The sequence below is a fragment of the Arsukibacterium sp. MJ3 genome, assembly GCF_000987765.1.
Lineage (GTDB): Bacteria > Pseudomonadota > Gammaproteobacteria > Enterobacterales > Alteromonadaceae > Alishewanella.
Genome location: NZ_LAHP01000004.1, coordinates 196,957 through 220,793, shown reverse-complemented (window position 1 = coordinate 220,793; position 23,837 = coordinate 196,957). Strand labels below are relative to the sequence as shown.

Annotated in this window: 21 protein-coding genes and 1 tRNA gene; 11 read left to right on the top strand and 11 right to left on the bottom strand. The window is 45.1% G+C overall.

All coding sequences use genetic code 11. The features are described 5' to 3' along the window. Positions 1-299: 299 nt before the first annotated feature. The 4 genes from recD to VT06_RS04905 all read right to left on the bottom strand — a co-directional run bounded on the left by recD (position 300) and on the right by VT06_RS04905 (position 10,325). Positions 300-2,270, bottom strand: a complete 1,971-nt coding sequence (gene recD, locus VT06_RS04920) for an exodeoxyribonuclease V subunit alpha (RefSeq protein ID WP_046553157.1) — start codon at positions 2,268-2,270, stop codon at positions 300-302. Next, a complete protein-coding gene (gene recB / locus VT06_RS04915) occupies positions 2,260-6,060 on the bottom strand; it encodes an exodeoxyribonuclease V subunit beta (protein WP_046553156.1) in 3,801 nt (1,266 codons plus the stop codon). Before recB ends, recD begins: the two co-directional genes overlap by 11 nt. Next, the gene (recC, locus tag VT06_RS04910) at positions 6,057-9,551 is read right to left on the bottom strand and encodes an exodeoxyribonuclease V subunit gamma (RefSeq protein WP_046553155.1); all 3,495 of its coding nucleotides are present in this window, start codon (positions 9,549-9,551) and stop codon (positions 6,057-6,059) included. The genes recB and recC overlap by 4 nt, the downstream gene beginning before the upstream one ends. A 63-nt stretch (positions 9,552-9,614) precedes the next feature. Continuing rightward, a complete protein-coding gene (locus VT06_RS04905; RefSeq protein WP_046553154.1) occupies positions 9,615-10,325 on the bottom strand; it encodes a DUF3581 family protein in 711 nt (236 codons plus the stop codon). Positions 10,326-10,537: 212 nt separating this feature from the next. Here VT06_RS04905 and VT06_RS04900 point away from each other — a divergent pair, with 212 nt between their 5' ends. Both VT06_RS04900 and VT06_RS04895 read left to right on the top strand, forming a co-directional pair. Further along, positions 10,538-11,011 (top strand): hypothetical protein, encoded by a 474-nt coding sequence (locus VT06_RS04900; RefSeq protein ID WP_046553153.1) that lies wholly within the window; start codon positions 10,538-10,540, stop codon positions 11,009-11,011. A gap of 72 nt (positions 11,012-11,083) precedes the next feature. Then, the gene (locus VT06_RS04895) at positions 11,084-11,566 is read left to right on the top strand and encodes a YchJ family protein (RefSeq protein ID WP_082122443.1); all 483 of its coding nucleotides are present in this window, start codon (positions 11,084-11,086) and stop codon (positions 11,564-11,566) included. A 59-nt stretch (positions 11,567-11,625) separates the two neighbouring features. On the opposite strand, the gene VT06_RS04890 is transcribed toward VT06_RS04895, so the two are convergent. Next, the gene (locus tag VT06_RS04890; RefSeq protein WP_046553151.1) at positions 11,626-12,105 is read right to left on the bottom strand and encodes a VC2046/SO_2500 family protein; all 480 of its coding nucleotides are present in this window, start codon (positions 12,103-12,105) and stop codon (positions 11,626-11,628) included. Positions 12,106-12,210: 105 nt separating this feature from the next. Here VT06_RS04890 and VT06_RS04885 point away from each other — a divergent pair. Further along, positions 12,211-12,295 (top strand) — tRNA-Tyr (locus VT06_RS04885). Positions 12,296-12,387: 92 nt separating this feature from the next. On the opposite strand, the gene deoC is transcribed toward VT06_RS04885, so the two are convergent. Beyond that, entirely contained in the window at positions 12,388-13,122 is a 735-nt protein-coding gene (deoC, locus tag VT06_RS04880) for a deoxyribose-phosphate aldolase (protein WP_046553150.1), read from the bottom strand. A 251-nt stretch (positions 13,123-13,373) separates the two neighbouring features. After that, entirely contained in the window at positions 13,374-14,126 is a 753-nt protein-coding gene (locus VT06_RS17505) for a M48 family metallopeptidase (RefSeq protein ID WP_052750169.1), read from the bottom strand. Between the two features lie 87 nt (positions 14,127-14,213). Here VT06_RS17505 and xthA point away from each other — a divergent pair, with 87 nt between their 5' ends. After that, on the top strand, positions 14,214-15,026 hold the full coding sequence (xthA, locus tag VT06_RS04870; RefSeq protein WP_046553149.1) for an exodeoxyribonuclease III: 813 nt from the start codon (positions 14,214-14,216) through the stop codon (positions 15,024-15,026). Between the two features lie 32 nt (positions 15,027-15,058). On the opposite strand, the gene yfbV is transcribed toward xthA, so the two are convergent. Further along, positions 15,059-15,499, bottom strand: coding sequence for a terminus macrodomain insulation protein YfbV (gene yfbV, locus VT06_RS04865; RefSeq protein WP_046553148.1), 441 nt, complete (start codon positions 15,497-15,499; stop codon positions 15,059-15,061). Between the two features lie 553 nt (positions 15,500-16,052). Between yfbV and VT06_RS04860 the strand changes: the two genes are divergently transcribed. From VT06_RS04860 to VT06_RS04850, 3 genes are read left to right on the top strand one after another with little or no spacing between them, the layout of a single operon-like run. After that, a complete protein-coding gene (locus VT06_RS04860; protein ID WP_046553147.1) occupies positions 16,053-16,400 on the top strand; it encodes an ArsC family reductase in 348 nt (115 codons plus the stop codon). A 1-nt stretch (position 16,401) separates the two neighbouring features. Beyond that, on the top strand, positions 16,402-17,559 hold the full coding sequence (dapE, locus tag VT06_RS04855; protein ID WP_046553146.1) for a succinyl-diaminopimelate desuccinylase: 1,158 nt from the start codon (positions 16,402-16,404) through the stop codon (positions 17,557-17,559). Further along, positions 17,559-18,251, top strand: a complete 693-nt coding sequence (locus VT06_RS04850) for a M15 family metallopeptidase (protein ID WP_046553145.1) — start codon at positions 17,559-17,561, stop codon at positions 18,249-18,251. The genes dapE and VT06_RS04850 overlap by 1 nt, the downstream gene beginning before the upstream one ends. A 16-nt stretch (positions 18,252-18,267) precedes the next feature. Here the strand turns inward: VT06_RS04850 and yejK are convergent, their stop codons facing one another. After that, positions 18,268-19,311, bottom strand: coding sequence for a nucleoid-associated protein YejK (gene yejK, locus VT06_RS04845; RefSeq protein WP_046553144.1), 1,044 nt, complete (start codon positions 19,309-19,311; stop codon positions 18,268-18,270). 70 nt (positions 19,312-19,381) lie between these two features. Between yejK and VT06_RS04840 the strand changes: the two genes are divergently transcribed. Together VT06_RS04840 and VT06_RS04835 are read left to right on the top strand one after the other, a co-directional pair. Then, on the top strand, positions 19,382-19,606 hold the full coding sequence (locus VT06_RS04840; RefSeq protein WP_046553143.1) for a DUF1414 domain-containing protein: 225 nt from the start codon (positions 19,382-19,384) through the stop codon (positions 19,604-19,606). A 24-nt stretch (positions 19,607-19,630) separates the two neighbouring features. Next, the gene (locus VT06_RS04835) at positions 19,631-21,127 is read left to right on the top strand and encodes a DUF3413 domain-containing protein (protein WP_235357361.1); all 1,497 of its coding nucleotides are present in this window, start codon (positions 19,631-19,633) and stop codon (positions 21,125-21,127) included. Between the two features lie 13 nt (positions 21,128-21,140). Here VT06_RS04835 and VT06_RS04830 read toward each other — a convergent pair whose 3' ends face one another. Continuing rightward, the gene (locus VT06_RS04830; RefSeq protein WP_046553141.1) at positions 21,141-21,431 is read right to left on the bottom strand and encodes a hypothetical protein; all 291 of its coding nucleotides are present in this window, start codon (positions 21,429-21,431) and stop codon (positions 21,141-21,143) included. 180 nt (positions 21,432-21,611) lie between these two features. Here VT06_RS04830 and VT06_RS04825 point away from each other — a divergent pair, with 180 nt between their 5' ends. Together VT06_RS04825 and VT06_RS04820 are read left to right on the top strand one after the other, a co-directional pair. Further along, positions 21,612-22,445: a S1 RNA-binding domain-containing protein gene (locus VT06_RS04825; protein ID WP_046553140.1), complete on the top strand. Its 834-nt coding sequence runs from the start codon at positions 21,612-21,614 to the stop codon at positions 22,443-22,445. Between the two features lie 19 nt (positions 22,446-22,464). Next, positions 22,465-23,484: a DUF5924 family protein gene (locus VT06_RS04820; RefSeq protein ID WP_046553139.1), complete on the top strand. Its 1,020-nt coding sequence runs from the start codon at positions 22,465-22,467 to the stop codon at positions 23,482-23,484. A gap of 32 nt (positions 23,485-23,516) precedes the next feature. Here the strand turns inward: VT06_RS04820 and VT06_RS04815 are convergent, their stop codons facing one another. Next, complete coding sequence (locus tag VT06_RS04815; protein ID WP_046553138.1) at positions 23,517-23,708, bottom strand: CsbD family protein; 192 nt, start codon at positions 23,706-23,708, stop codon at positions 23,517-23,519. Between the last annotated feature and the right edge of the window lie 129 nt (positions 23,709-23,837).

The window sequence follows — 23,837 nt, the reverse complement described above, 5'->3', positions numbered from 1 at the left end:
CTCATACTGATTTTTTTCGTTTACACGAACATCATCATAAGTGCCCACAAAGATAATTGATTGCTAATTGTTAAAGAGCGTGCTTCGACTTTCGAAGCGAGAACCGCTAATGCCATTCTCAGAGTTGTTCAGTGTTCATTATTCAGTATTCGTTTTTCAGACGTTTGCTGCGTTACCGCTGCCCCGTCTGTGGATGCGCATTATAGGGAGTTTAAAATACTCTGCAAGCGCTTTTTTGGAAAATTAAACTGTTTGCCTAAAAAGTGTTCAGCTAAGCCACATTACTGCTATCCCACTTACTACTGGGCCAGCGCCAACGATAATCCACCAGCACGAACAGTTTGACGCTGTACCGCCTTATTGAGCTGCTGCGGATCAGCGCAGACCAGCGTAAAACGGGCTGACGCCCGGGTAATGGCAGTATAAAGCAATTCCCGGTTCAGCATGCTGCTGGCATCACTGGCAAGTGCCAACACCGTATGATTAAACTCTGAACCCTGCGATTTATGCACAGTCATTGCAAAGACTGTTTCTACCGCATTTAATCGCGCCGGCACTATCCACTTAATACCTTCGGCAGTTCTAAAGGCAACTCTAAAAACATTTAATAGTTCGCCATTAGCCTGCAACAGGCGTTTAGGCAGGCAAATGCCAATATCACCATTCATTAATCCCAACTGATAGTCATTACGGGTTACTATTACCGGCCTGCCAGCAAACCACTGATGTTCAGGCTCTATTAGCCCTGCTTGGGTCAAAACATGTTGGATTTGCTGGTTTAACTGTTCAACACCAAATTCGCCTTTACGAGTTGCGGCTAGCACTTGAAAATGTCCGTAAGCAGTAATTATATTAGCTGCCCAGATATCTTGCTGCTCAATCTCAGCAGGCGGTTTGGCCACTAAATCTAAGTAATGCTGATAACCAAAACCGTTTGCTAAACCTGCTCCATGCAATATCAACTGCCGAAAACCAGCGCTGTTGCTGCTTGACTCTTTATACAGAGACAATTGAGCAGACTGTTGTTGCCAGATAGCCTGGTTAAACTGCCCCTGATTAACCATTGCCGCCAGTTGGCCAATGCCACTGTGTTGGCCAAACCGATGGCTATGACGCAACATCACTATATGCTGCGACAATAAAGCGCCTTTTTCGCTAACCAGATCATCTGGTATCTGCTGATGAGTTTGCTGCTGTAACCAACTTACTGTGGCGGGCAGATAATCGCCTTTACTGGCTTTTTTACACAGCTCGGCTAACAACGCTCCAGCTTCGACGGAAGATAGTTGATCTTTATCACCTAATAATACAATCCTGGCCGAAACGGGTAACGCCAGCAACAGCGCGGCCATCATCTCTACATCGACCATCGACGCTTCATCCAACACCAGTATATCCAATGGTAATGGCTGGTACTGATTATAACGCAAGGTCTTACTGCCCGAACGTACGCCCAGTAAGCGATGAAGGGTACTAACGTCTTTCGGGATAGCCTGTTCAATCTGCGTAAAACCATCAATATTGAGTTCTGCTAAACGGGCAATAGCGCCACTAATACTGTCTTTTAATCGAGCAGCCGCTTTACCGGTTGGCGCTGCCAGCCGGATCGCTAGCAAAGGCTCAGCACGCTTAAGCTGTAACAACTGCAAAAGCGCTAACAGGCGCACCACAGTTGTTGTTTTGCCGGTACCAGGGCCACCGGTAATAACATTAAAGGCGCTACGACAGGCCAGCGCACAGGCGAGCTGTTGCCAGTCTGGTTGCTGGTCATTAGATTGAAACAGTTGCTGCAATAATGGCAGTAACGTCGCCGCTGGTAGACCAGCAGCTAACGACGTACTCTGTTGTAAACGCTGATTAATCTGGCTGGCGATGTCCTGCTCATATTGCCAGTAACGGCGTAAATACAAACGATGACCTATTAACACTAATGGATTATTGCCGGGCCCTTGGTCAACCACCGCCGACTGACTGAGCGCTTGCTGCCATTGTGCCAGAGTAAAAGTAGAAAATTGCTGCTGTAACGTCTGTTGTTGCTCCGGTTCAGGCAGCTCAGCACTAAGCCCCAGAGTTGACAGCGGTTCCATAAGCAATGTTGCCAAATCTAAACAGACATGGCCCTGCTTTAACTGATAACTGCATAGTGCTGCCGCAAGGCACACCAGCGGTTGGGCGGGTGCATATCTGGCAATAAAACTTGCAAAGGCGTGATCAAGCGGTCGTAACCAGCCCTGAGCTTGCCATTGTTTTAATATAAGCTCAGCTTGCATCAGCGCCACCTTTTCGAAATAACTGGTCCAGTGCGTTAATCAGTAACAGTGATGGCTTAAGCCAAACCATTCCCTGCTGCGGCGTATTTAGCCCTCGAATAAACCAGTGCATTGCACCACCGCTGTCACGCGAATAGTCATAATCGGCAATACGGCTTCGTAACAGGCGGTGCAGCGCCAAGCAATAGAGTACTGCCTGCAAATCATAGCGCTTTTGCAACATAACCTGTTGTAAATTATGCATATTGTAATCTGCGGCGCACAGACCCATTCGATTCGACTTATAGTCACAGACCACATAACGCTGCTGCTGACAGAACACTAAATCAATAAAACCTTTTAGCATGCCATTGAGTTGACCAGCCAATAATGCTGGTCGAAGCTGCCCTGGCCAAATATGTTGTTGGAGTAATTGATCTAGCTGTTCGATATCAACCTGCTGACAAGGTAGCCAAAACTCCAGTTCTACCTGATAGCTGCTGAGCTGCGCCAATGTTGTCATTTCCGGGGTAGGCACTTCTGGCAGGGTAAACGTAGTTGCGAGCAGCTGCGCTAACCATTGTTGTAAGCCGTTGTGATAGGCTTGCCAACCTCTTAGCTGACAACGCCTACTCAATTCTGCGCCAAGCAATTCAGGTTTGGCTTGAATATGATGAAACCCCTGCTGCCCTATCCATTCCAACATACCGTGTAAAAAAGTACCCGCTTCAGGACCGGCAATAAACTGGTACTGCATAGCAAGAACAGCCGGAGTAGCGTGATCATTGGCTGCTACTGCAACACTATTGGCCCCAACCTGAGTTGCTATCTGCTGCTCGTTTGCTTGCTGTTCAGGATACAATTCAGGTAGTAACTTATCACTGGCCCGCTCAGGCGCATTATTTTCAACCCGTGTATTGTCGCCTAGTTTACGGGTTAACGCACTGTAACTGGCTATCCACCACAACTGGCGAAATGAGTGACTGATCTGCCGGGCCGTTGCAGTAGTAATTTGCTCAACTACCGGCTGATAACGACTGTGGTTAACCTCGGGCATCGCTTGAAACGTAATTGCCTGACAACCCGACCAGGCCGCATGTACATGTTGGTTGAAACTAGCCGGATCAGCTGGGTTAGTTGCCAACAAATAGCCAATAGCGCTTTGCTCAGCTAATGGGGCTAACCCAAGCCAACAACCATATTTAGCACGAGTTAAGGCAACGTAGCATTTGCGAATATCTTCGGCGAGGCGTTCTTGCTCGGCTAACGCCAGAATATGCTCATCGGGCTGGTAACTAAAAGCCAGCTGATCTTGCGCATCGCGGTAACTAACCGGCAACTGCTTGGCATTTACCGGCCTTGCGGCACAGATAAAAGGCAAAAACACCAGCGAATATTCTAAACCTTTGGATTTATGAATAGTGACCACTTTGACCAGCTCAGCATCACTTTCCAACCTCACTTTTTGCTGCTCGCTATCGCCCATTACGTGTTGCTGCATATGCTCAGCTAAAAAGCGCAGCAAGGCTTGCTCACCGTCTAACTGCTGCGCAGCCTGTTGCAGTAACTCTGCCAGATGCAGCAAATCGGTTAACGCCCGTTCACCATCATTTTGCTGGCGTAAGCGTGCCGGGATAGCAAAGTCAAACAACAGGCTACGCAGCATGGGTAATACACCATAACGGCGCCACTGTTGCTGATAACCTTTAAATTGCAAACAAAGTTGCTCCCAGGCCAGCTCGTGTTGCTGCAACTGATCCAGCTCGTTTAAACTTAAACCTAAGGTGCGACAACCTATGGCTGAACGCAATAAACTATCTTGCTCGGGTTCGGCGCAGGCACTGAGTATAAAGTGCAGGTCAGGGGCGGTTGCTGAGCTAAAGACCGATTCACGATCAGATAAATACACACTGCGAACCTGGCGTAGTGTCAACTGGCGGCGAATGGCCAGCGCCTCATTCTGATTATTAACTAAAATAGCAATATCAGAGGGTTGAAGGTTTCGCCGCTGGCCACTCGCGTTAACAAACCCGGCGCTACCATTAGCCGCTTGCTTAAGTAAATCAACGATATAACTGGCGCAGCCACTGGCGTATTGCTGCAGATAATCTTGCCGGCTTAACGCTTTATCTGTTGTCGCTTCGGGCAACCATGCCGTTAACGGCGCTACCGCTTTTGCAGCGACTTCAAGCTGCCAACCATTACCTTTAGCGTTAACCGGATAAAATGGCAAAGGCTCGCTGCCAGTAGAGGTGTTTGCCCGGCGAAATAAAAAAGCGCCTTTAGCATACTGCTCTGCCCGTTCGAAAATAAAATTAACGGCCCTAACCAACGCCGCGGCCGAACGGTAATTAGTATCCAAGGTATAATGACGGCCAGTAGTCAGCTGTTTTGCTGTCAAATAAGTGTAAATATCAGCGCCACGAAAAGCATAAATAGCCTGCTTCGGATCGCCAATTAATAATAAGGCAGACTGGTTTTGGGCACCGGAGCTATCCTCTGCGCCACTTGTTGGCTCTGTTAAGTAAATTGCCGAAAATATCTGATATTGAATGGGATCCGTATCTTGAAATTCATCAATCATGGCCACCGGATATTGCTGGCGAATAAGTGTGGCTAACTCTGTGCTCTTTGTACTATCAAGACTACTATCGGGGTTGCTGTCAGAACCGCCATTCAGTGCCCGGTGCAGACGTAACAGCATATCGTCAAAGCCCATCAGCGCCTGCTCATTCAATTCAGTTTGGATCCGCTGCGCCAACCAACAGGCCGCATGTTGCATCAGCAACTGCCTTGGCTCGGCCAGGTTTTGCAGTGCGACCTGCAGCTGAACAATGCCGGCAAACGCCGGATGACTTGGCACCGCCCCTTGCTTCCAGCACTCTGCAATACCTTCTGGTGATAAGCGATACCAGCCACTGCCTAAATCAAGGCTGGCATCTGGCACCTGCAGCCAGGTTTGCAGTTTTTGCAGCCAGTTATCCAGATAGCGTTGTTGTAACTGACGACCATTAACGGCTTTAGCGTTAATAGCCTGCTGCAGTATTTCGGCTAATTCTGGCAGCCATTGCCGCCATTGCTCTGCCAATTGCTGTAGCTGAATTGTGCGCTCTGCCTCACTTTGCGCAATAGCAACAGCTGGTGCCGCGTAACTTAACGACATTAAATTGTCTTGTACGAGTAAGTAACTGGTTAACTTTGTCGTGTTTTGCCATAACTGCTCTGGTGTTTGCCAGTAACTAAGACACTGCGTCAACGCGCTTTCAGATAAACCGTAATAAAAACTGCGCCAGTAGTCGCGCACCGCCTGCAGCTTAAGGCTACTAAGATCCGTACTGAGTTGCTGGCTGAATAAGCTACCACTGGCAAAAGCATGCTCTGACAACATACGGTTACACCAGCCATGAATGGTTGAAATAGCCGCTTCATCCATCCACTGCGCAGCTAATTCCAGCCGTCGGGCACAATAAGCGAATTCTGCTGTAGTATAATCAGCCAGCAAAGCGGCCAATACATTATCGGTAGTGGTACCATGGCGAAATGCCAAGGCGGCTTCAGTTAGGCGTAACCGAATGCGGTCGCGTAATTCCTGGGTAGCGGCCTCGGTAAAGGTCACCACCAAAATTTCCGGCGGGGTCAGTGGCCGCTGAAAAGCATGTGCTTTACCATGGCCTAGCACCAGCCGTAAATATAAAGCGGCAATCGTAAAGGTTTTACCGGTACCGGCACTGGCCTCAATTAAGCGGCTGCCAACCAAGGGCAATGTGAGTAAATTAAGCGACTGAGCCTGGCCAGTAACCACCGTATTCATGATGCCTCCTGTGCAGAACTGGCTTGCTGAACCGCCAGCAGCAACGGCTGATATAGCGTAGTAGCATGGGCTACAAAAGCACCATCTTGATACAATTGTTGAAAATCCGGAAACAGTCGTTGTAAATAAGGATTACGCTGCACAATACCGGGGTTATAACTGTCACCCTGATATTTTTTCTGACATTGCTTAAGTAAGTCCTCAGTACTGTATTTTACTGACTCAATGTTGCTTAAGTAATGCATAGCGCACTCAAGCTCGAGTGGCCATGGGGTTTGATGTGCTTGCCAATAACTACGTAATAATTGGTCAAGTTGCTCACCCGCAGCAGCGGCTGGAATGGCAGCAAAGCTTAGCTCGCCAGCCTGGCTTAGCAATAGGGTTTGACAAGGTTGTAGTGTATTGGCCAATAAATGATTAAGCCACGGCAATACTAAGTGGCGCCACTGATAACGCCGCTCTTTAATAATGGCACTGGGGCTTAACAACAGCTGACATTGCTGACCGGTAGCGTTTAGACGCAACTGACTAAGCCAATCCTGCAATTTAAGGCCGGCGGTTTGCCATTGCACTGCCTTGGCTTTTTGGGCTATTGGAAAACGCTGAAGCCATTGGTTATAACGCTCTGCCAATGCCATAACTGGCTCAAAAAGCTGTTGTGCATGCAGGTTAACTGCAGCACCAACCCCAAGCGCACCTCGGCGCTGCATTGCCGCCAGCGTCTGCTCAAGTGCAGCTTCTAAGGGTTCTGCTGCTGCCAACGTATGCTGCAACTGTTGCAATAATTGTTGTTGCAGCTGCCAGCGCGCCAGCCCATCTAGCGCAAACGCTTCATCGTTATCACTCGCCCGCTGCTCTTGTCCTAACCAGATCGTTAAACGTTGGTTAAAAAAGCTTTTAACCGGATCGCGCACGAAATCACTTAGCTGGCGCAGGGTAATGGCGTCAGCGGGTTGCCATTCTGTCAGAGCCGTTGCCTCAGGTAGCGCCGACTGCAACAGCCATTCATGCTGATAACTAAATAAACCAGGATCAGTCTGCTCAAAATAACGCAAGCTAAACGGTTGTAGCGGGTGTTCAGTAGTCAATTGCACTAATAAGTGTTGTTCGCCGTTTGGTTTATCTCCTGCTTTACTGCCTTGCCAACACTGGGCCAGATGATCGCGTAGCTGCCCAATTAACATGGAAGGTGCTCGCTCGCTGTTATCGTGCACGCTACGCCCTACCCAGCTGATATACAGCCGGTCACGGGCCGACAGCAGGGCCTCGAGTAGCAAGTAACGATCATCTTCACGGCGGGAACGATCGCCTGGGCGAGAATCAGCTCGCATCAAGTCAAAGTCTTGCCGGGCTTGCTGTCGCGGAAAAGCGCCATCATTCATCCCTAATAAACAGATGTGTCGAAACGGAATAGCCCGCATCGGTAATAAAGTAGCAAAGGTGACGCCACCGGATAAAAACCGTTGCTGAATACCCGGTTCAGAAACCAGCGCTAACCAGCTTGTAGCCACGATTTGTGCTGGCAACTCAGTGTGCAGCTCTGCTTGCTGACAATGGCTGTACCATTCGTCCAACGCCTCATTAAATTGGCTTAATATAGCAAGCTCATCTGTTTGCTCTGCCTGAAAAAAATCCTGTAACAGGGTCGTGAGCAGGTGTTGCCATTTTGCCGGATCATGCGGGTGTTGTAGCCATTGCCAGTAATGTTTTAATTGCGCTAATAACTGATATAACGGCCCGATTAACGCCGCATCCAAACCGCTGATATCAGTGAAAGGTTCAATACCATGCCAGCCGTCAGCGCCTTGCTCTGTTGCTGCCACGGGTCCGGTAGCAAATCCCAGCAACATTCGGTCAAGTGCAAACTGCCAACTAAACTGATGCAAACCAGCAGGCAACGCCAGACTCTGTCGCTGCTCGCAATCAAGCCCCCACCGAGCCCCGGCGGCTTGCAACCACTGATGCAATAGCGGAACCGCAGACTCATCAATAGCAAAACGTTGCCGTACTGCTGGTACTTCAAGCAAATCTATGATGTCACTCAATTGAAAGCGGCTTCGTGCCAGATCTAAAAGTTGTTCCACTGCTTTAAAAATTGGCTGCTCTGTAGCGGGGGGTAAGTCGGCAATAGTAAACGGAATATAGCGCGGATCATCTGGTTTTATCGCCGCGAACACCGCCTGAATTAATGGTGCATACAGTACAATGTCAGGCACCATTACCATAATGTCGCGCGGTTTTAAAATATGGTCCTGCTGAAAAGCAGCCAGTAACTGGTCATGTAAAATTTCCACTTCGCGCATTGCACTATGCGCCAGATGAAACTGTATTGAGTTATCACAAAAAGCTATCTCAGGCCAAAGCTGCTTACTCTCATGCACTGGCCTTAGCTCAAAAATATCCTGCTGTAACATACCCAACAAATGCCCGGCAGCAGGTGCATTAAATAAATCAATTCGCTGATTAACGAATAAGTCTTTGTAGCGCGCAGTTTCATCAAACTCATCTAACAACCTGATATAATCACGGCCCTGACGCCCCCACGAGGCCAACAGCGGGTGAGCATGCACATAGAGCTGTTCTTCCTTTAGATCAGTTGGCATGCCGACTTTATAAACCTGCCGCTGGCGTTCGGCTCGCAATAAGTCTTTTTCACTAATAATATCCGCCCAGTAATGCTGACAAGGGTTATGGACTGCCAGCAACACCTGACAATAAGGCGCTATTGCAGCCAATACTTGTAAACTTTGCTGCGGTAGTGCTGAAATACCAAATATAACTAACCGCCGCGGCAACAACTTAGCGGCATCAATCGTTGATAGTGCTGCCAGCTTGCTAATAAAGCGTTGATGAATTTCAGAGCGACTGTCGCCTTGCTGCAAATTTTTTATTCGGGCCTGTAACAGACGCCATAACTGGCTTTGCCAGCACTGCTCGGTACTCAGTGGAGTAACCTGCTGCCGGGCATTAATAATCTGATCATGTCCTTGTTGCCAAAGGTTCAACCAATCGGCACGGTATACCTGATATTGATCATATAAAGCAGCGAGTTGGTCAGACAACTGATACGTTTTAATAAGCGTGGGATCGTCAGCATAAAAATGCCTCAGCGGTGCAAAAGCCTGGTCAGGAGGTAGCTGAGGTAACACAGTTAACAAATGCCATCGTAATAACTCACGACTATAGGCAGAGCGCTCAGTGATATGCTCGTTGCCGAGTACCTGGCGATAAAGTTGCCAGATAAAACGGGCCGGTAGTTGTACATTTAAGGCTGCTGCAATACCACAGCCGGGTTCTGCCGCGTCGGGTTCGCTGGCTAATGCCAGTTTAAGCCACTGCGCAATACCATTGCTTTGCACCAGGATTTGCTCAGACTCAAGCGGTGCCAATGGATATCGTTGTAACCAATTCACAACCAAAGCCCGCAGTTGCTCGGGCGCATTGGCATGAACAACCAGAAAACCAGGCTGTAGCGCGGTACACTGAGACATAAAAACCCTATACTGACAATATGCTGCCACTATAGCCGATTTTACTATTTCATTAAAAGACTGTTAGCACTGAGGGTTAACTAAGCTTTTCCTGCGATTATACTCAGCAATCATAAGTTGCATCTGCGCTTCTTCGTAGGGCTGTAAATTACTTAAAATCATCCGCTTCTCACCACGGCCTATTTGCCGACCCGCTTGGGTTAACACAAATTCAAGTAATACATTACCGCGCTTACCCACAACCTGTAACGATGAGTCGGCCAGGCTTAAATCAACCTTAGCCGTTGGTAACTGCTCAAAAGACAATGCCATGCTTTCATAAATCACTAAAGGGCGTCCTGGGTGGATCATTACATTATGTTGCTGCATTAATGGCTGCAAAATATGCGGGAAATTTTGACCGGAAAACTGCACATAATCACGGATCAGTGGCTCAATTACGCTTAAATCGTGGCTGGCTTCACCCTGTTGTTGCAATGCCAGATACACCTTACCCTGCTCATCACAAATGCGCAGTTCATTACTAACTTGCTCACAATGCAATAAGACATCTGCACTTACCATGCCAGCAAAGGTACAACTCAAGTGTTTTGTTAAACCGTAATGACTGAGTAAATAGGCAAACAATAGATCGCCAGGTACACAAAACCGCTTGGCATCGACGTCATGAATAGGATTAAAGTCGGTTGCAACGTGTTTGGCAAAGCTACATGACTGCAGCCGGCTAAAACTAAAACCGTTAGCTGAACGGGTGACAAAATCGTCTAACAACATCAATTACGCACTCACAATGGTGATTTAAGCCGACCATTCTAGCCTAAATTTGCGATCAGATGGTCTAGCCAGTAAAAAAATGACCAAACGAAAAATAGCTTTTTATTCATGCAAACATCATTCACGATTTAATGAAAAAATTACTTGCCTTTAATTTAATCAGCAACTACTGTATATCCATACACTGTACGAATACACAGCTGGAGTAAAATATGCTTGCGAATGCCAACATTCCGATGCTTAAGTCAGACGCGCCTAACCTGCCTGGCCATACAAAAAATGGTCGCTTTAAACGAGTCTCCTCAGGAGTGACTTCTGCGACACCTTATCACCAGCTGATAACCACTGCTGATGCAGAGAGTACAGAACAGACACTAATCAAATTGTTGCACAACCACAGTACTGAAACAGGCTGGATTGTCTTAGTCGCACCACCACGACTCCCTTCAAAAGCACTGGCCGAATATTTTAAATTGCCGGTAGACAAAATGCTAATTATTCATCCTAAAGCATTAAGAAATATCGAGAAAACATTACAAAGCCTGTTGCAGTCCACACATTGCCGGGTGGTTATTAGCTTTTGTACGTCGTTATCAAATGATAGTACTGCACAACTAAACCAACAAGCCACAACACAGCAACGCTGGTTTTATCAATTTCAACAACCCGCAATGCCGGCTCATTAGCAATATTCCTTTTTATACCATGGTGTAGGTATACTGCAAGCAATATCCAGGTAACCAATTAATGAGGTAACGGTGAACTGCTATTGTTGTTCAGGAAAGCAATTTAATGAATGTTGTCAGCCGTTAATAGCCGGAGAAAAAGCGGCGAAAAATAGCGTAGAGTTAATGCGTTCTCGTTATAGCGCCTATTGCTGTAAAAAAATTGACTATATATTTCAAACCTATCACCCGGAGCAACACGCCACTAACACTAAAACGCAAATTTCTGAATTTGCTAACACCGTTCATTTTGTTGGGCTAACGATTATTAACGGAGTAGAGCAAACGGATCCGGATACGGTAAGTTTTAACGCACACTACCTGCTGGATAACAAATTAGAAACGCTGTCAGAGTGCTCTCGCTTTGTGTTTAGTGGTGTCTGGTATTATTACGACGGTGCTATTACCAGCAACAAGTCAGTTGGCATCGGCCGCAATGATGACTGCCCTTGTGGTAGTGGTAGAAAATTTAAAAAATGTTTCACTCATCTGGCATCTGGCGCGAAGCTTGGCTAGCACATTTACGAATAAAAGTGCAGGGTGACAATCAACATAAATATGGCGGAATAAAACAGTTATTGCGCGGCATGGGGCTGATGTATCTGCTGCAAGATGTCGTAAAGTGCGGTGGGATCGGCTTCAGCCCGGGTTAACGGTGCGTTAGCGCGTCGTCGCTGACTATGAGCATCTAAGTTTTGTGCCACCGCGGTTGCCAGTTTAGCACTATCATCTTGCAACACCAGTGGCCCTTCGGTTAGGTACTGTTGTAATTTAAGCTGAGGTAAACTTCCTGTGCTTAAAGCTTCGCTATGGCTGGCTAACCGTTGTTTGTCGTGTTCTTGCCATCCATAACCTCGTGGCCTATTTACCGAAAAAGTAGCATACAAGTCCGTTTTTTTTGCAGGTTCAGTTATTGCTGGTAATTGAAACTCTGCCATTTCATCAACGGCCAACGACAAAAATGCCAGCCACAACGAGAATTCTGCCCGATGCTGTTGGTTTAACGCTTTATTAAGCCGGCAATCTAATTGCCATTCATTGATAATGGTCGTCATAGCAGCATAATTAATTATTGTTGTCTGCTTTATCGGCAATCAGACAAAAAAGTTAAGTAAAATGCTTTACATAAAAAGGTAGTTTGATAAGATGCGCGTTGATGTGGAGGGGTTCCCGAGTGGCCAAAGGGAGCAGACTGTAAATCTGCCGGCACTGCCTTCGAAGGTTCGAATCCTTCTCCCTCCACCATCATTTTCTATGCAACCTGCCCCTTCTGGTATATTTTACCGCTATCCCACAGTTGATTTAACAATAATTCGTTAGCAGTATTATCTAAAACCTTAAGCATCTGAGAGGTTGTTTGCCAATTCACTTACCAGGGTGCTGGCACCAATGCGCATGGTCGCGTTAGTTGCGGTAAGGCCGGTAATTTCTTCATATAGATTAACTAATTGCAATGCTTGGGCAACGGTTTTAATACCCCCTGATGCTTTAAAGCCCACAGGACGATCTGCTGCGGCAATAATTGTTAGCATAATTCTGGCAGCCTCTTCCGTAACACCCACGGCAACTTTACCAGTTGAGGATTTAACAAAATCAGCACCACATACTATGGCCAACTCGGTGGCTTTAGCGACTTGCTGAGCAGTAATTAATTCGCCCGATTCAATAATTATTTTTAAGCAAGCCTTACCACAACAACGCCTAACCTCTGCCAAAAACTGACTAACAAATTGATAATCGCCGCGCAGTAATGCCTGGTAGGGTAAAACACAGTCAATCTCGGTAGCACCACAGGCCAATGCCTGGCTAATTTGTGCAGTCACTAAAGATAATTCAGCATCACCGCTGGGGAAATTAACTACTGTCGCTAACGCAACCGGCTCTTTTAACATAGAAATATGTTGAGTAAGTGCTTCAAGATACTGTGAATAAACACAATAAGCGGCAATGGGTGCCGGTAACTGTGGTTGACCATTAAGCCAGGTCGCTATTTGCTGCGCGTCGTCGTTATCATTTAAGCGGGTAACATCGAGCAGTTTGTTCAGCTGTAATAAACGCAAGCGGTTAGTCATACTTTAAGTATCCATTGCACAAAATAGGCAGTTATCATCGTTTATTACCGCCGTTTAATGCGTTGCAGAATAAACCAGATAACAACAAAAAAGCAAAAATGAAAAATAAATAAATAAAATGGAATTTATTCAGAACCAGCCGGTCTGATTTAATAGCAGTAATGTTGTGTTTACTCTCTCCCTTAAATATTAGTTGTCCTTGTATTTACAGCCGGCATTTTGCCGGTTTTTTTTAGCTTAAAATTAACCAATTATTGTCGACTGAGTAGCTGTGGTTGATAAAAGCTTAGCCACGCTTGTGCCTGCGGATAATTCGGAATGTAATGGCTAACAACTTGCCAGAAGGCGGATGAATGATCCATAAACAAACGATGAGCCAATTCATGCACTATAACATAATCACTAACCCATTCTGGTGCCATGACAAGTTGCCAATTTAAACCAATCACGCCATTATTGTCACAATAACCCCAGCGACGCCGCCATTGACCAAACTTTATTTCATGATAACTCACTGCCATAATTTTAGACCAAGCTTGTAGAGGTTCGGTAAAATGTGCCGTTGCTTGTTCCAATAACCATCTCGCCAGTAGTGTATTTTGCCAGCCGGTTATGGCGACATCCTGAACACGTCTGCTAACGCAAATATCTAAGCCTGCAGCAGTAAAATTAACATCACTTTTACTGCCACGACTAAAAGTAACAGGTAACGGTTTACCTTTAAATAATATGGTGCCCCGCTGTTGCCAGACTAATAGTGGGGTAACAGTCTGCTGTCGTTGCAAATGACGAGTGATCCAGTGCTGTTTATCGCTTACCAGTTGCTGAATATGCTTAATATTGCAACCTAGTGGTGCCCGCACGGTAACCTGACCATTACTGACAACAATAGCCAAACTTCGGCGCCGGCTATAGACAATGTGATAATTAGCCGGCGTTGTTGACGTGGTAAGGGTTGTAGCGTGCATTATTGCAAAGTACATGGCTATAAAGGACTTAGCCATGGCAGGCCTGATAAACCATGGCTTAACGCCTGACACTTTCGCATGTTATGATGCCAACTTGGTCCAGGTTGAGGCAAATAGTGCAACATGAAAATAATCTCATTTAATATTAATGGTATTCGGGCAAGGCTTCATCAGTTGCAAGCACTGATTGATAAACACCAACCGGATATTATCGGTTTACAGGAAATCAAAGTTCACGATGATGAATTTCCGTTAACTCAGGTAATGGCCATGGGTTACCATGTCTATCACTTTGGCCAGAAGGGTCATTATGGCGTAGCCATTTTAAGTAAACAAGCCGCATTAAACATGCATTATGGTTTTCCTGGTGATGCCGATGAGGCCCAGCGCCGGATGTTAATCGGCCAGTTTTCCTTAAACAACGGTAAAATACTAACCGTACTTAATGGCTATTTCCCCCAGGGAGAAAACCGCGCTCATCCCACTAAATTTCCGGCAAAAACCCAGTTTTACGCTGATTTGCAACACTATATTGAGCAACAACACAGCCCAGACGATTACCTAGCCATTATTGGTGATATTAATATCTCACCAATGGATATCGATATTGGCATAGGCGAAGCTAATGCCAAACGGTGGCTACGTGAAGGTAAAACATCATTTTTACCAGAAGAACGAGCCTGGCTGCAAAAAATAAAAGACTGGGGGTTAATTGATACTTTCCGTCAGCTTTATCCGGATGATAATACACGCTACAGCTGGTTTGACTACCGTTCCAAAGGCTTTGATGATAATAGAGGCCTTAGAATAGATGTTGTCATGGCCACGGCACCATTAGCCTTATGCTGCACAGAGTCCGGTATAGATTATGAATTAAGAGGCATTGAACGACCTTCAGATCACGCGCCGGTATGGTCAGTATTTAACATAGCGTAACGGTTTTACGAATGACAATAACCTTGTGCGGCCTATAACCAAGGCTGCATAAAGGTTTTATCCAATTGTTTATAAGCCATAGACAGTATTTTAGCCAAGTCTAAATAGTTACGAGGTTCTTGAGCAACCTGACTATCAACACCATGATCTTGCATCTGCTGCCGAATTTGCCGGCACCAGCTTACCAATGCGGGTGACAAACGCGAAGAAGAACGAACACCAAGCCAGTACCAGCCTTGAAACGGCAACGACACAATAAACAACATCATTGCTAAAACCGGACCAGTAAAGTCTGAGCCTAATAACGTTAATTGTAAAAAGGCAGTTAATACAGCCAATACCGGTAAGTATCGAAAACCAAGCGCAGTAAACTGAATAACTTTATTTTCTGGAAATAGCGCGTTTAGCTCAGTTTTACCTGGCCAAACCTGGCTGTATTCACGTCCTGCCTGCAAAATCGTAAATAACTTCATATTGACTAGCCCTCTTTAAATAGACTAACAGCTGCGTTGGCCAGAATTAACTCTAGCATAATAACTATACGCTACGCAGACGTTGTTGTATCAATAAGATGAGCTTAGCAGGCTAATCTATATTTAAGTGAAGACCACGCCACTACTATAACTGATTTTTTTAGCTAACATTCACAACGTTTCGCATTAGCCAATTAAAAGCAATTATCGCACCAACTATTTATACTAATAAATACATCATTCTATGGTTAACCCCTGCAGTTACCAACAACCTTACCCACAGAATCTGTGGACAAGTTTTTCAGCTGACATGCTGCTAAATGGCACGTTGTCAGTATTCTTACCAGTGGAAATAGTATGTTCGCTGTATATTCTTATAAAAGCCATTATTTTGTCATGTTTAACAGTGTCAGCAACGTGATATCAGATATTATATTGTCAAAAAATCTAATAGTAACAGCGCAAAGCAAGCTGGTTATGCGTTAATATCAGTTATCAATAATGGCTGTTACCCGCGACTTTGACTTGACCCAACAATGGATAATATAAATTTATGATAAAGATGTTTGGTATTAAAAATTGTGACACGATAAAAAAAGCCCGAAAATGGCTTGAGCATCATAATGTAGATTATCAATTTATCGATTACCGTCTGGACGGTCTGACGGCAGAACAGCTGTCGCTATTTAGTCAAAAGCTAGGCTGGCAAAATCTGTTAAATAGCCGTGGCACCACCTATCGGGCATTACCCGAGACAACTAAAACTAACCTGACAGAAACCTTTGCCTTAGAGTTAATGCTGCAACAACCCGCAATGATTAAACGACCATTATTAGTGCACGACAACACCTATTTACTTGGTTTTAATATAGCGCAATATCAACAACTGCTGGATAACTAATATGAACTGGCTAGATCCACTACACAACCCGGTATTATCTTTAGCAATGGATTTACTCTCTCGTCAATCTGTTACTCCTGAGGATGCGGGCTGTCAAACATTGATGGCGCAACGATTGGCCGCTGTTGGCTTTAATATTGAAATAATGGAGTTTGCAGACACTTTAAATATGTGGGCAAGACGTGGTGGTGGTAAACCGCTTTTCTGTTTTGCCGGCCATACTGATGTTGTGCCAACCGGGCCATTGTCGCAGTGGCACACGCCGCCATTTACTCCCACTATTATTGGTGACAGCTTGTTTGGCCGGGGCGCAGCTGATATGAAAGGCAGTCTGGCAGCAATGATTATTGCCACTGAACGGTTTTTAGCCGAGCAGCCTGCCCCCGCATTTGATCTTGCTTTTTTAATTACCAGTGATGAAGAAGGCCCATTCGTAAATGGTACTGTTCGGGTAATAGATGCTCTGGAAAAACGTAATGAAAAAATCAGCTGGTGCCTGGTGGGCGAGCCATCAAGTAGCCTAAAAGTAGGTGATGTCATTAAAAACGGGCGTCGTGGCTCATTAACCGGTCAATTAACCGTAAAGGGTATTCAAGGCCACGTTGCTTATCCGCATTTAGCCGATAACCCCGTGCACAAAGCCGTGCCGGCATTAGCTGAACTTGCCGCTGAACAATGGGACAACGGTAATGCTTTTTTTCCGGCGACCAGTTTCCAAATTGCCAATATCAGCGCCGGCACGGGAGCCTCTAATGTGGTTCCTGGCGAGCTTCACGTTATGTTTAACTTTCGCTACAGTACCGAAGTAACTGCCGAACAATTGCAGCAACGCGTGCAGGCGTTATTAGATAAATATGGTTTAGATTATCAGCTGGATTGGATTTTAAATGGCTTACCCTTTTTAACCGATAAAGGCAGTTTGGTTGAAGCTGTGCTCAGCGCAGTAGAACAAGTACAAGGCTTTAGCCCACGCTTAGAGACTACCGGCGGTACCTCTGATGGTCGTTTTATTGCTCCTACTGGCGCTCAAGTAGTAGAGCTGGGCCCCTGCAATGCAACCATTCATAAAGTGAATGAATGTGTCTCTATTCATGATCTCACTCTACTGGCTGATATGTACCAAGCATTGTTGCACCATCTGCACAAAAAGTTGGCGTGATGACAACTCTGGTTGCCAGTAAAGATATTTTAACAGGCTGCACCGAAACCCATCTGCAACACGTTGCAGAGGGTATCGCCATGCACCGACAGATGACTTCAGCCTGGCTAGCATTACAGCAAGCGGCAGAAACGGATGGCATTGCTATAAAAATAGTCTCGGGGTTTCGAAGCTTTCAGCGCCAGGCTGCTATCTGGCAGGCTAAGTGTGATGGTTTGCGCCCAGTGTATAATTTAGAGCAGCAACGGGTGCCGGTAACAACATTAACGGGGCTGGATAAACTTGAAGCCATTTTGCTTTACTCTGCCTTACCGGGCGCCAGCAGGCATCACTGGGGCACAGAGTTAGATATTTACGATGCAGCTGCGGTAGCTGCAAATTATCAACCACAATTGCTTAACGCCGAATATCAACCAGGCGGCCCCTTCGCTAAATTAAATCTATGGCTTAGTAACAACGCTCGTCATTTCGGTTTTTTCAGGCCTTATCAGCATTACTTAGGCGGTGTTGCAGCCGAGCCATGGCATTTAAGCTTCGCACCGATAGCGAGACCTTACCTGCAAGCCTTTACGCTGGAAACATTACAACAGTGTATTGAACAACACCCTATTGCTGAACAACACACCGTACTGGAGCATTTACCGCATTTGTACCAAACCTACGTCATCAATATTTGTGATAGCGTCAAATAAAGTCATTATTTGACGGCTACTCAGTGTCAGCCTGACGCTCAAAAGCAGAATAGCCTTGTGTAAAACGCTGCAGTTGATCACGTAAATTAGGCGGCGTGCCTTTAATAATTAGCGTATCAGTACCCACATCATACTGTACCCTCTCTCCCAACAACTTTTCATCAAAACTTACCGACAAACCGGCGCCGGCACCGTTAAACTTAATCATTTTTTTTAACTCTTTTAGTTCCACCGGAAATTGCTCTGCAACCTCTAACTGCTGCTCGGCACAGTAATGTAAAAAACCATTTTCTTGCTCAGGGTCAACCACCGCCGATAGCTCAGACAACATCACATCTTGCCCTGCTTTGGCACGCTCCTCACAATAATCAAATACCTGGCGTCGGGCAGCAGTTTTCTCATTCGGTTCAAACTCGGCAGCAGCAAAATACTCTTCTACCGATGCCAATATTTTTTTACTGTTTAAACGGGCATCAGCCCCCTCGGTACACCCCAAAAAGTCTAAAAAGAAATCGGCTACTTTGCGCCCGGCCCGGCCACGAATAAAACTAATATAATTGCCAGCAGCGTTATTAACTTTAAACTCTGTTAGATCAATGCGCGCCGCCAATTGCATTCTGGCAATATCCAGATGACGTGACGCTGATAAATCGAGCTGCTCGGTTAATTCAAAATGATTTTTACTGCCCAGTAAACACACCAGTAAAAACTCACTAGCCAAATAACGATAATGCCCCAGCAACAAATAGCCTGTTTCCGGTAACTGGTGAGTGCTCAAATGTGTTACTAACGCTGCTGTCGTTGCTTTACTAAAACCAAGATAGTCACTATCTCCGGCAATCCAATGGGTTAATGCTTGTGGCACAGTTGGGTCTTTATCGTCAGTAAAGCTGGCATAGCCTTTAGCAGGCTTACCATTGTAAGCAAGATGCAACTGCTCTAATAAGGTCGCCACCGAGCCGTTTGCACCAACCAATTGCTCACGATAGTGTGCAGAGTGCTCACCACTGTCAGACAGTTCAATATAATTAATTGCTAATTGCAGCACATCCACTGACATAATTTTTCCTGTTTTAACTGAAATCTGATATTATTGTTCAGTTTTAATATCATCTTAATCTGAGTATTACATGCCTATTGTATCAAAGTATTCTACAGAGCAAATTGAAAATCTGGTAAATCAGTTGCTGGACACTCTGCACGCTAACCATGCTACAACCGAATTAAGCCTGATGTGTTTAGGTAATGCCGTTAGCCATGTTGTAAACAGTAGCGTGCCTTTAGCTCAACGCCAGACAGTAGCCGGCCATTTTAGTCAGGCCTTAACTGACGCTGTTAATAGCAAAAGTAACTAAGCCAACATGGTAATCGAACATAATTTGTCTTTAGTTAAAAAAGTAAACCGGCTGCTTAGCTGGGGACATTGGTTCAGCTTTTTTAACATACTACTGGCGCTAGCCATTACCAGTGTTTACTGGCTGTCGGAACCCTCACCCGAAACATTGCTCGGTTGGCTGTATTTATTGTGTTATTGGTTAGGGCACACCGCTTTTGTTTGTTTTATGTTCTTTATTATTACCGTATTTCCATTATCACTTATTTTCCCCTATCAAAAACATGTCAGAGGCTTAGCAGCTATTCTGGCCACCATGGGCATGGTGGTACTTATTTTTGATGCTTATGTTTATGCTAACCTTGGTTATCATATAGGCAGCACTTCATATGATCAAACCATTGAGCTGCTTCGCCAACAAGTTGTCACCAACCTGCGTAATTTTATATTGATTGTCGCCTGTGTTGCGGCAATACTTATCATTATTGAACTAATTATTAGTAATTATTGCTGGAAAAAAATAGCCCGATTAAAACAAAGCCCCGCCAGCCGGCCATTATTGGTGATTTTTATTGGCAGCTTCATGCTTAGCCATGTTATCCATATCTACGCCGACGCCCGTTTAAAATGGGATGTGACTAAGCTCGATAATGTTTTACCATTCTCCTACCCTGCCACCGCGAAAACTTTTTTGGCCCGCTACCAACTGGTTGACTTAGCACAACGGGCGCAACGTCAGGCTGATCGGCTTAGTATCACTAATCCTGAGCTCAGCTTGAGACAACTACAATGCGCTGCAACTAGCAGTGAATCGGTGCTGGTTATTATTGCCAATGAGCTAAATCCTCAAACCACCGAATTTATAGCCAAACAAGGTTTGCGCAGCCATGGCCAACATTTCGCACCTAATAATCGCAATGAAGCCTTGCTAAATATATTGTATGGACAGTTTTTATTGCATGACAACAGTCAACAACAGTTAACACAACCGCCGGCATTTATTGAGCAGTTGCCGCTAAACACACTTAGTATTAGTAGTTTGTCAGCTGCAGTTTCTGCCCAATTGCCATGGCTTGGCGCGGCAAACAATGCAGCAGCAATTAATATAGTATTTGATGATGCACCGGCCGTTAACTGGCAAAACTATCAGCATTACAAGCATATTATGGTATTACCCCTTACCAGCAAACAGTTTAAATTTGTGCTGGCCCCGGTTGAAATGATGATTCGCTGGCCAGCTCTGAGAGCGCAGTTGAAACAGCATAGTTCACAGCATTTAGATATCTTACCTACCTTACTCAGTTCTGCAGGTTGCTATACCGAGCGCAGTTGGCTTGGTGATAATTTATTGCAAACGCCCACTCTGCCCAAACTGAGTATTAGCCTGCAAGATATTGTCAGTATTCGTAAAGACAAAATGGTGGTGTTACGCCAGGACGGCAGCTTTGGTGTCTGGTCAGCCGGTACCTTATTACCACTAAACGAAAGGCTGGATACCCCAATGCTCATTGATGCCTTAAAGAGGTTGGAGCCAGTAGAGTAATAATAGTTATTCGTTACTGCAGCGTTTTGGGTGCTTTTATTCTTGGCCGTTTCCCTGCTAGTTCTAATTCTGCCAGATGAAATAAATTAGTATAGACAATAGGCGGCACCGGCTCATTAAACCGCTCCAGAAATGCTATTTGGGCTGCTTTTAGCAGTTGCTGGCAAAGCTGATCGTACTGGCTGTAACCATCATACGAATAAGGCTCGTCTAGTTCAGCCAAACCTACTTCTTGTTGTTTACGCATAAACCAGTTTAGTAAAAACTCATATTGTTTAATATCCAGCCATTGCCGACAATCCATTTTCTCATCACTACGTTGTTATCTATTATCATTACTTACGCTAACACAGGCCATCTGGTTTTAGGTAAAGAGGTTACAAATTATATGCCCTATAACCGTAATCGCTGCACTAAATAAGCTCTGCAGTGCTGTGTAAAAGCAGTTACAATAGGCTATAGCTTAAATATTTTTGGATTAATCATGATTGCACTGGGCACCCTTAATACGTTAACCGTTAAAAAGCAGGTTAAATTTGGTTTTTACCTTGACGGCTTAAGTTGGGGCGAAATACTGCTGCCTAACAATGTTGCACCGCCAGGTTTAGAGGTTGGCCAGCCGCTAGAGGTGTTCCTTTATCTTGATTCTGAAGATCAACTTATCGCTACTACTGAACAACCCGCTATTATGGTGGGCCAGGTGGCAATGTTGCCGGTTGTAGCAGTCACTAAAGTGGGTGCATTTTTAAATTGGGGTTTAAAGAAAGATTTATTGGTCCCCTTTAGTGAGCAACAAATTCCCCTTAAAGAAGGTCAGAAGTATTTGGTATACTGTTATGTCGACCTCAGTAATCGTATTGTAGCGTCAACTAAATTAGACCGGCATTTACACAAAACAGAACCACGTTACAATATTGGCGATAAAGTAGACATTATTATCAGTGAACAAACTGACATTGGTTATAAAGCCGTAGTGAACCAATGTTATTGGGGCGTGTTGTACAAAAATGAAGTTTTTAAACCACTTCGCCGCGGCGATAAGCTAAACGCATATATTGTTAAAGTTCGTGAAGATGGCAAAATTGACCTACGGTTAACTGCAGCAACCTATAAGCAAGCATTAGAACTTACTGAGCAAATACTGACAGCACTTCGCAAAAATAGCGGAAAACTTGCGCTAACGGATAAAAGCTCACCTGAGCTTATTTATAATACGTTTGGTGTGAGTAAAAAAGCCTACAAGCAAGCTATTGGCACCCTGTATAAAGATAAAAAAATTGTCATATTAGATGCCGGTATTATGCTAGTTGGACAGTAAATTTTCAGCCTTCACCAAGATGCCATCATTTAAGCCAGTAATTAATTGGTTACTCGATATATTCCAGCGGCATGCTGGTTTGATGGCGATACTGGCGTTTGTATCGGGTATCGCCAGTTATGTTTTGGTTGAACGTAAAGAATCGATAGCGCAGTTTATTGCTGCTTTTATGTTGGTTAGTTGGCTATTATTGGTTGCTGATAATTGGCTAAGAAGCAGCTTATTGCAACGATTTGGTTGGAATATATCACCCACTATTGTGCGATTCATTACCCAACTGGTACATCAGGAAAGTTTATTTTTTGCTTTGCCGTTTTTTCTTGCCGTAACCCGATGGGATCATGGCCAGGCGGTATTTACCAGTTTATTACTGCTTTGTGCTTTGGTGTCAATCATTGACCCACTGTACTATAAACAACTCGCCACTCGCTATGCACTATTTGTCGCTTTTCATACTTTAGCTTTATTTGTGGTAATGCTGGTAGTACTGCCACTGTTACTGCAGTTAACTACCCAACAAAGCCTGATTGCCGCTATCGTTGCTGCTTTAGTTTTTAGTTTACCCAGTTTGAACCGTATTTTGCCACAAGGACATTGGTGGCGCTTACCCATTTTGTTAATAATGCTTGGTCTGATAGCAATGTTATTGTGGCAATTACGCAGCTGGGTTCCACCCGCTGGTATGCGGCTAACCGCAATAACGGTGTCACAGCAAGTTGATATTGAGCAACGTAGTGCCGGTGCCAATATAGCTGACATTGATGTAAACACTTTGCGCCAGCAAGGACTGTATGCCTGGACTTCGGTCAGAGCGCCCAGAGGGCTGCGAGAGAAAGTTCATCACGTGTGGTTACATAATGGTCGGGAAGTTGATCGGATAGTACTCGATATCAGAGGGGGCCGTGAAGCTGGCTACCGGGCGTGGAGCCATAAATTAGTGTTTCCACCTTATCCTGCAGGCAACTGGCAAGTACAGGTGGTAACAGAGTCAGGGCAATTAATTGGCTTAACCCGCTTCAAGGTAAGCCTTAGTCCGTAAAAAAGGGCCTACGGGCCCTTTTATCAATGCTATTAATCTTGTATGCGGTTAAATTCTTTTTCCGCTTCATCACGGCTCATGCCGTAACGCTCTTGCATTTTGCCGATAAACTTATCCAAATTTCCGTCAACTTGCTGAATATCGTCATCCGTTAATTTGCCCCACTTTGCTTTAACTGAACCTTTAAGCTGACGCCATTTACCTTCTGCAATATCGCTATTCATCATGACTCTCCATTGGATTAAAAGGAAAAACATTACCGTAGACAGAGTATAAATTCTCACTATGCGGTAATAACACTTATTAATTTGCAATCAACATACCAACTTATTATAATTGTATGTTATTGAAAT

Excerpts from the sequence above, each read along its gene's own strand:
- recD (WP_046553157.1), bottom strand. The coding sequence starts at position 2,270 with ATGCAAGCTGAGCTTATATTAAAACAATGGCAAGCTCAGGGCTGGTTA.
- recB (WP_046553156.1), bottom strand. The coding sequence starts at position 6,060 with ATGAATACGGTGGTTACTGGCCAGGCTCAGTCGCTTAATTTACTCACA.
- recC (WP_046553155.1), bottom strand. The coding sequence starts at position 9,551 with ATGTCTCAGTGTACCGCGCTACAGCCTGGTTTTCTGGTTGTTCATGCC.
- VT06_RS04905 (WP_046553154.1), bottom strand. The coding sequence starts at position 10,325 with ATGTTGTTAGACGATTTTGTCACCCGTTCAGCTAACGGTTTTAGTTTT.
- VT06_RS04900 (WP_046553153.1), top strand. The coding sequence starts at position 10,538 with ATGCTTGCGAATGCCAACATTCCGATGCTTAAGTCAGACGCGCCTAAC.
- VT06_RS04890 (WP_046553151.1), bottom strand. The coding sequence starts at position 12,105 with ATGACGACCATTATCAATGAATGGCAATTAGATTGCCGGCTTAATAAA.
- deoC (WP_046553150.1), bottom strand. The coding sequence starts at position 13,122 with ATGACTAACCGCTTGCGTTTATTACAGCTGAACAAACTGCTCGATGTT.
- VT06_RS17505 (WP_052750169.1), bottom strand. The coding sequence starts at position 14,126 with ATGGCTAAGTCCTTTATAGCCATGTACTTTGCAATAATGCACGCTACA.
- xthA (WP_046553149.1), top strand. The coding sequence starts at position 14,214 with ATGAAAATAATCTCATTTAATATTAATGGTATTCGGGCAAGGCTTCAT.
- yfbV (WP_046553148.1), bottom strand. The coding sequence starts at position 15,499 with ATGAAGTTATTTACGATTTTGCAGGCAGGACGTGAATACAGCCAGGTT.
- VT06_RS04860 (WP_046553147.1), top strand. The coding sequence starts at position 16,053 with ATGATAAAGATGTTTGGTATTAAAAATTGTGACACGATAAAAAAAGCC.
- dapE (WP_046553146.1), top strand. The coding sequence starts at position 16,402 with ATGAACTGGCTAGATCCACTACACAACCCGGTATTATCTTTAGCAATG.
- VT06_RS04850 (WP_046553145.1), top strand. The coding sequence starts at position 17,559 with ATGACAACTCTGGTTGCCAGTAAAGATATTTTAACAGGCTGCACCGAA.
- yejK (WP_046553144.1), bottom strand. The coding sequence starts at position 19,311 with ATGTCAGTGGATGTGCTGCAATTAGCAATTAATTATATTGAACTGTCT.
- VT06_RS04840 (WP_046553143.1), top strand. The coding sequence starts at position 19,382 with ATGCCTATTGTATCAAAGTATTCTACAGAGCAAATTGAAAATCTGGTA.
- VT06_RS04830 (WP_046553141.1), bottom strand. The coding sequence starts at position 21,431 with ATGGATTGTCGGCAATGGCTGGATATTAAACAATATGAGTTTTTACTA.
- VT06_RS04825 (WP_046553140.1), top strand. The coding sequence starts at position 21,612 with ATGATTGCACTGGGCACCCTTAATACGTTAACCGTTAAAAAGCAGGTT.
- VT06_RS04820 (WP_046553139.1), top strand. The coding sequence starts at position 22,465 with ATGCCATCATTTAAGCCAGTAATTAATTGGTTACTCGATATATTCCAG.
- VT06_RS04815 (WP_046553138.1), bottom strand. The coding sequence starts at position 23,708 with ATGAATAGCGATATTGCAGAAGGTAAATGGCGTCAGCTTAAAGGTTCA.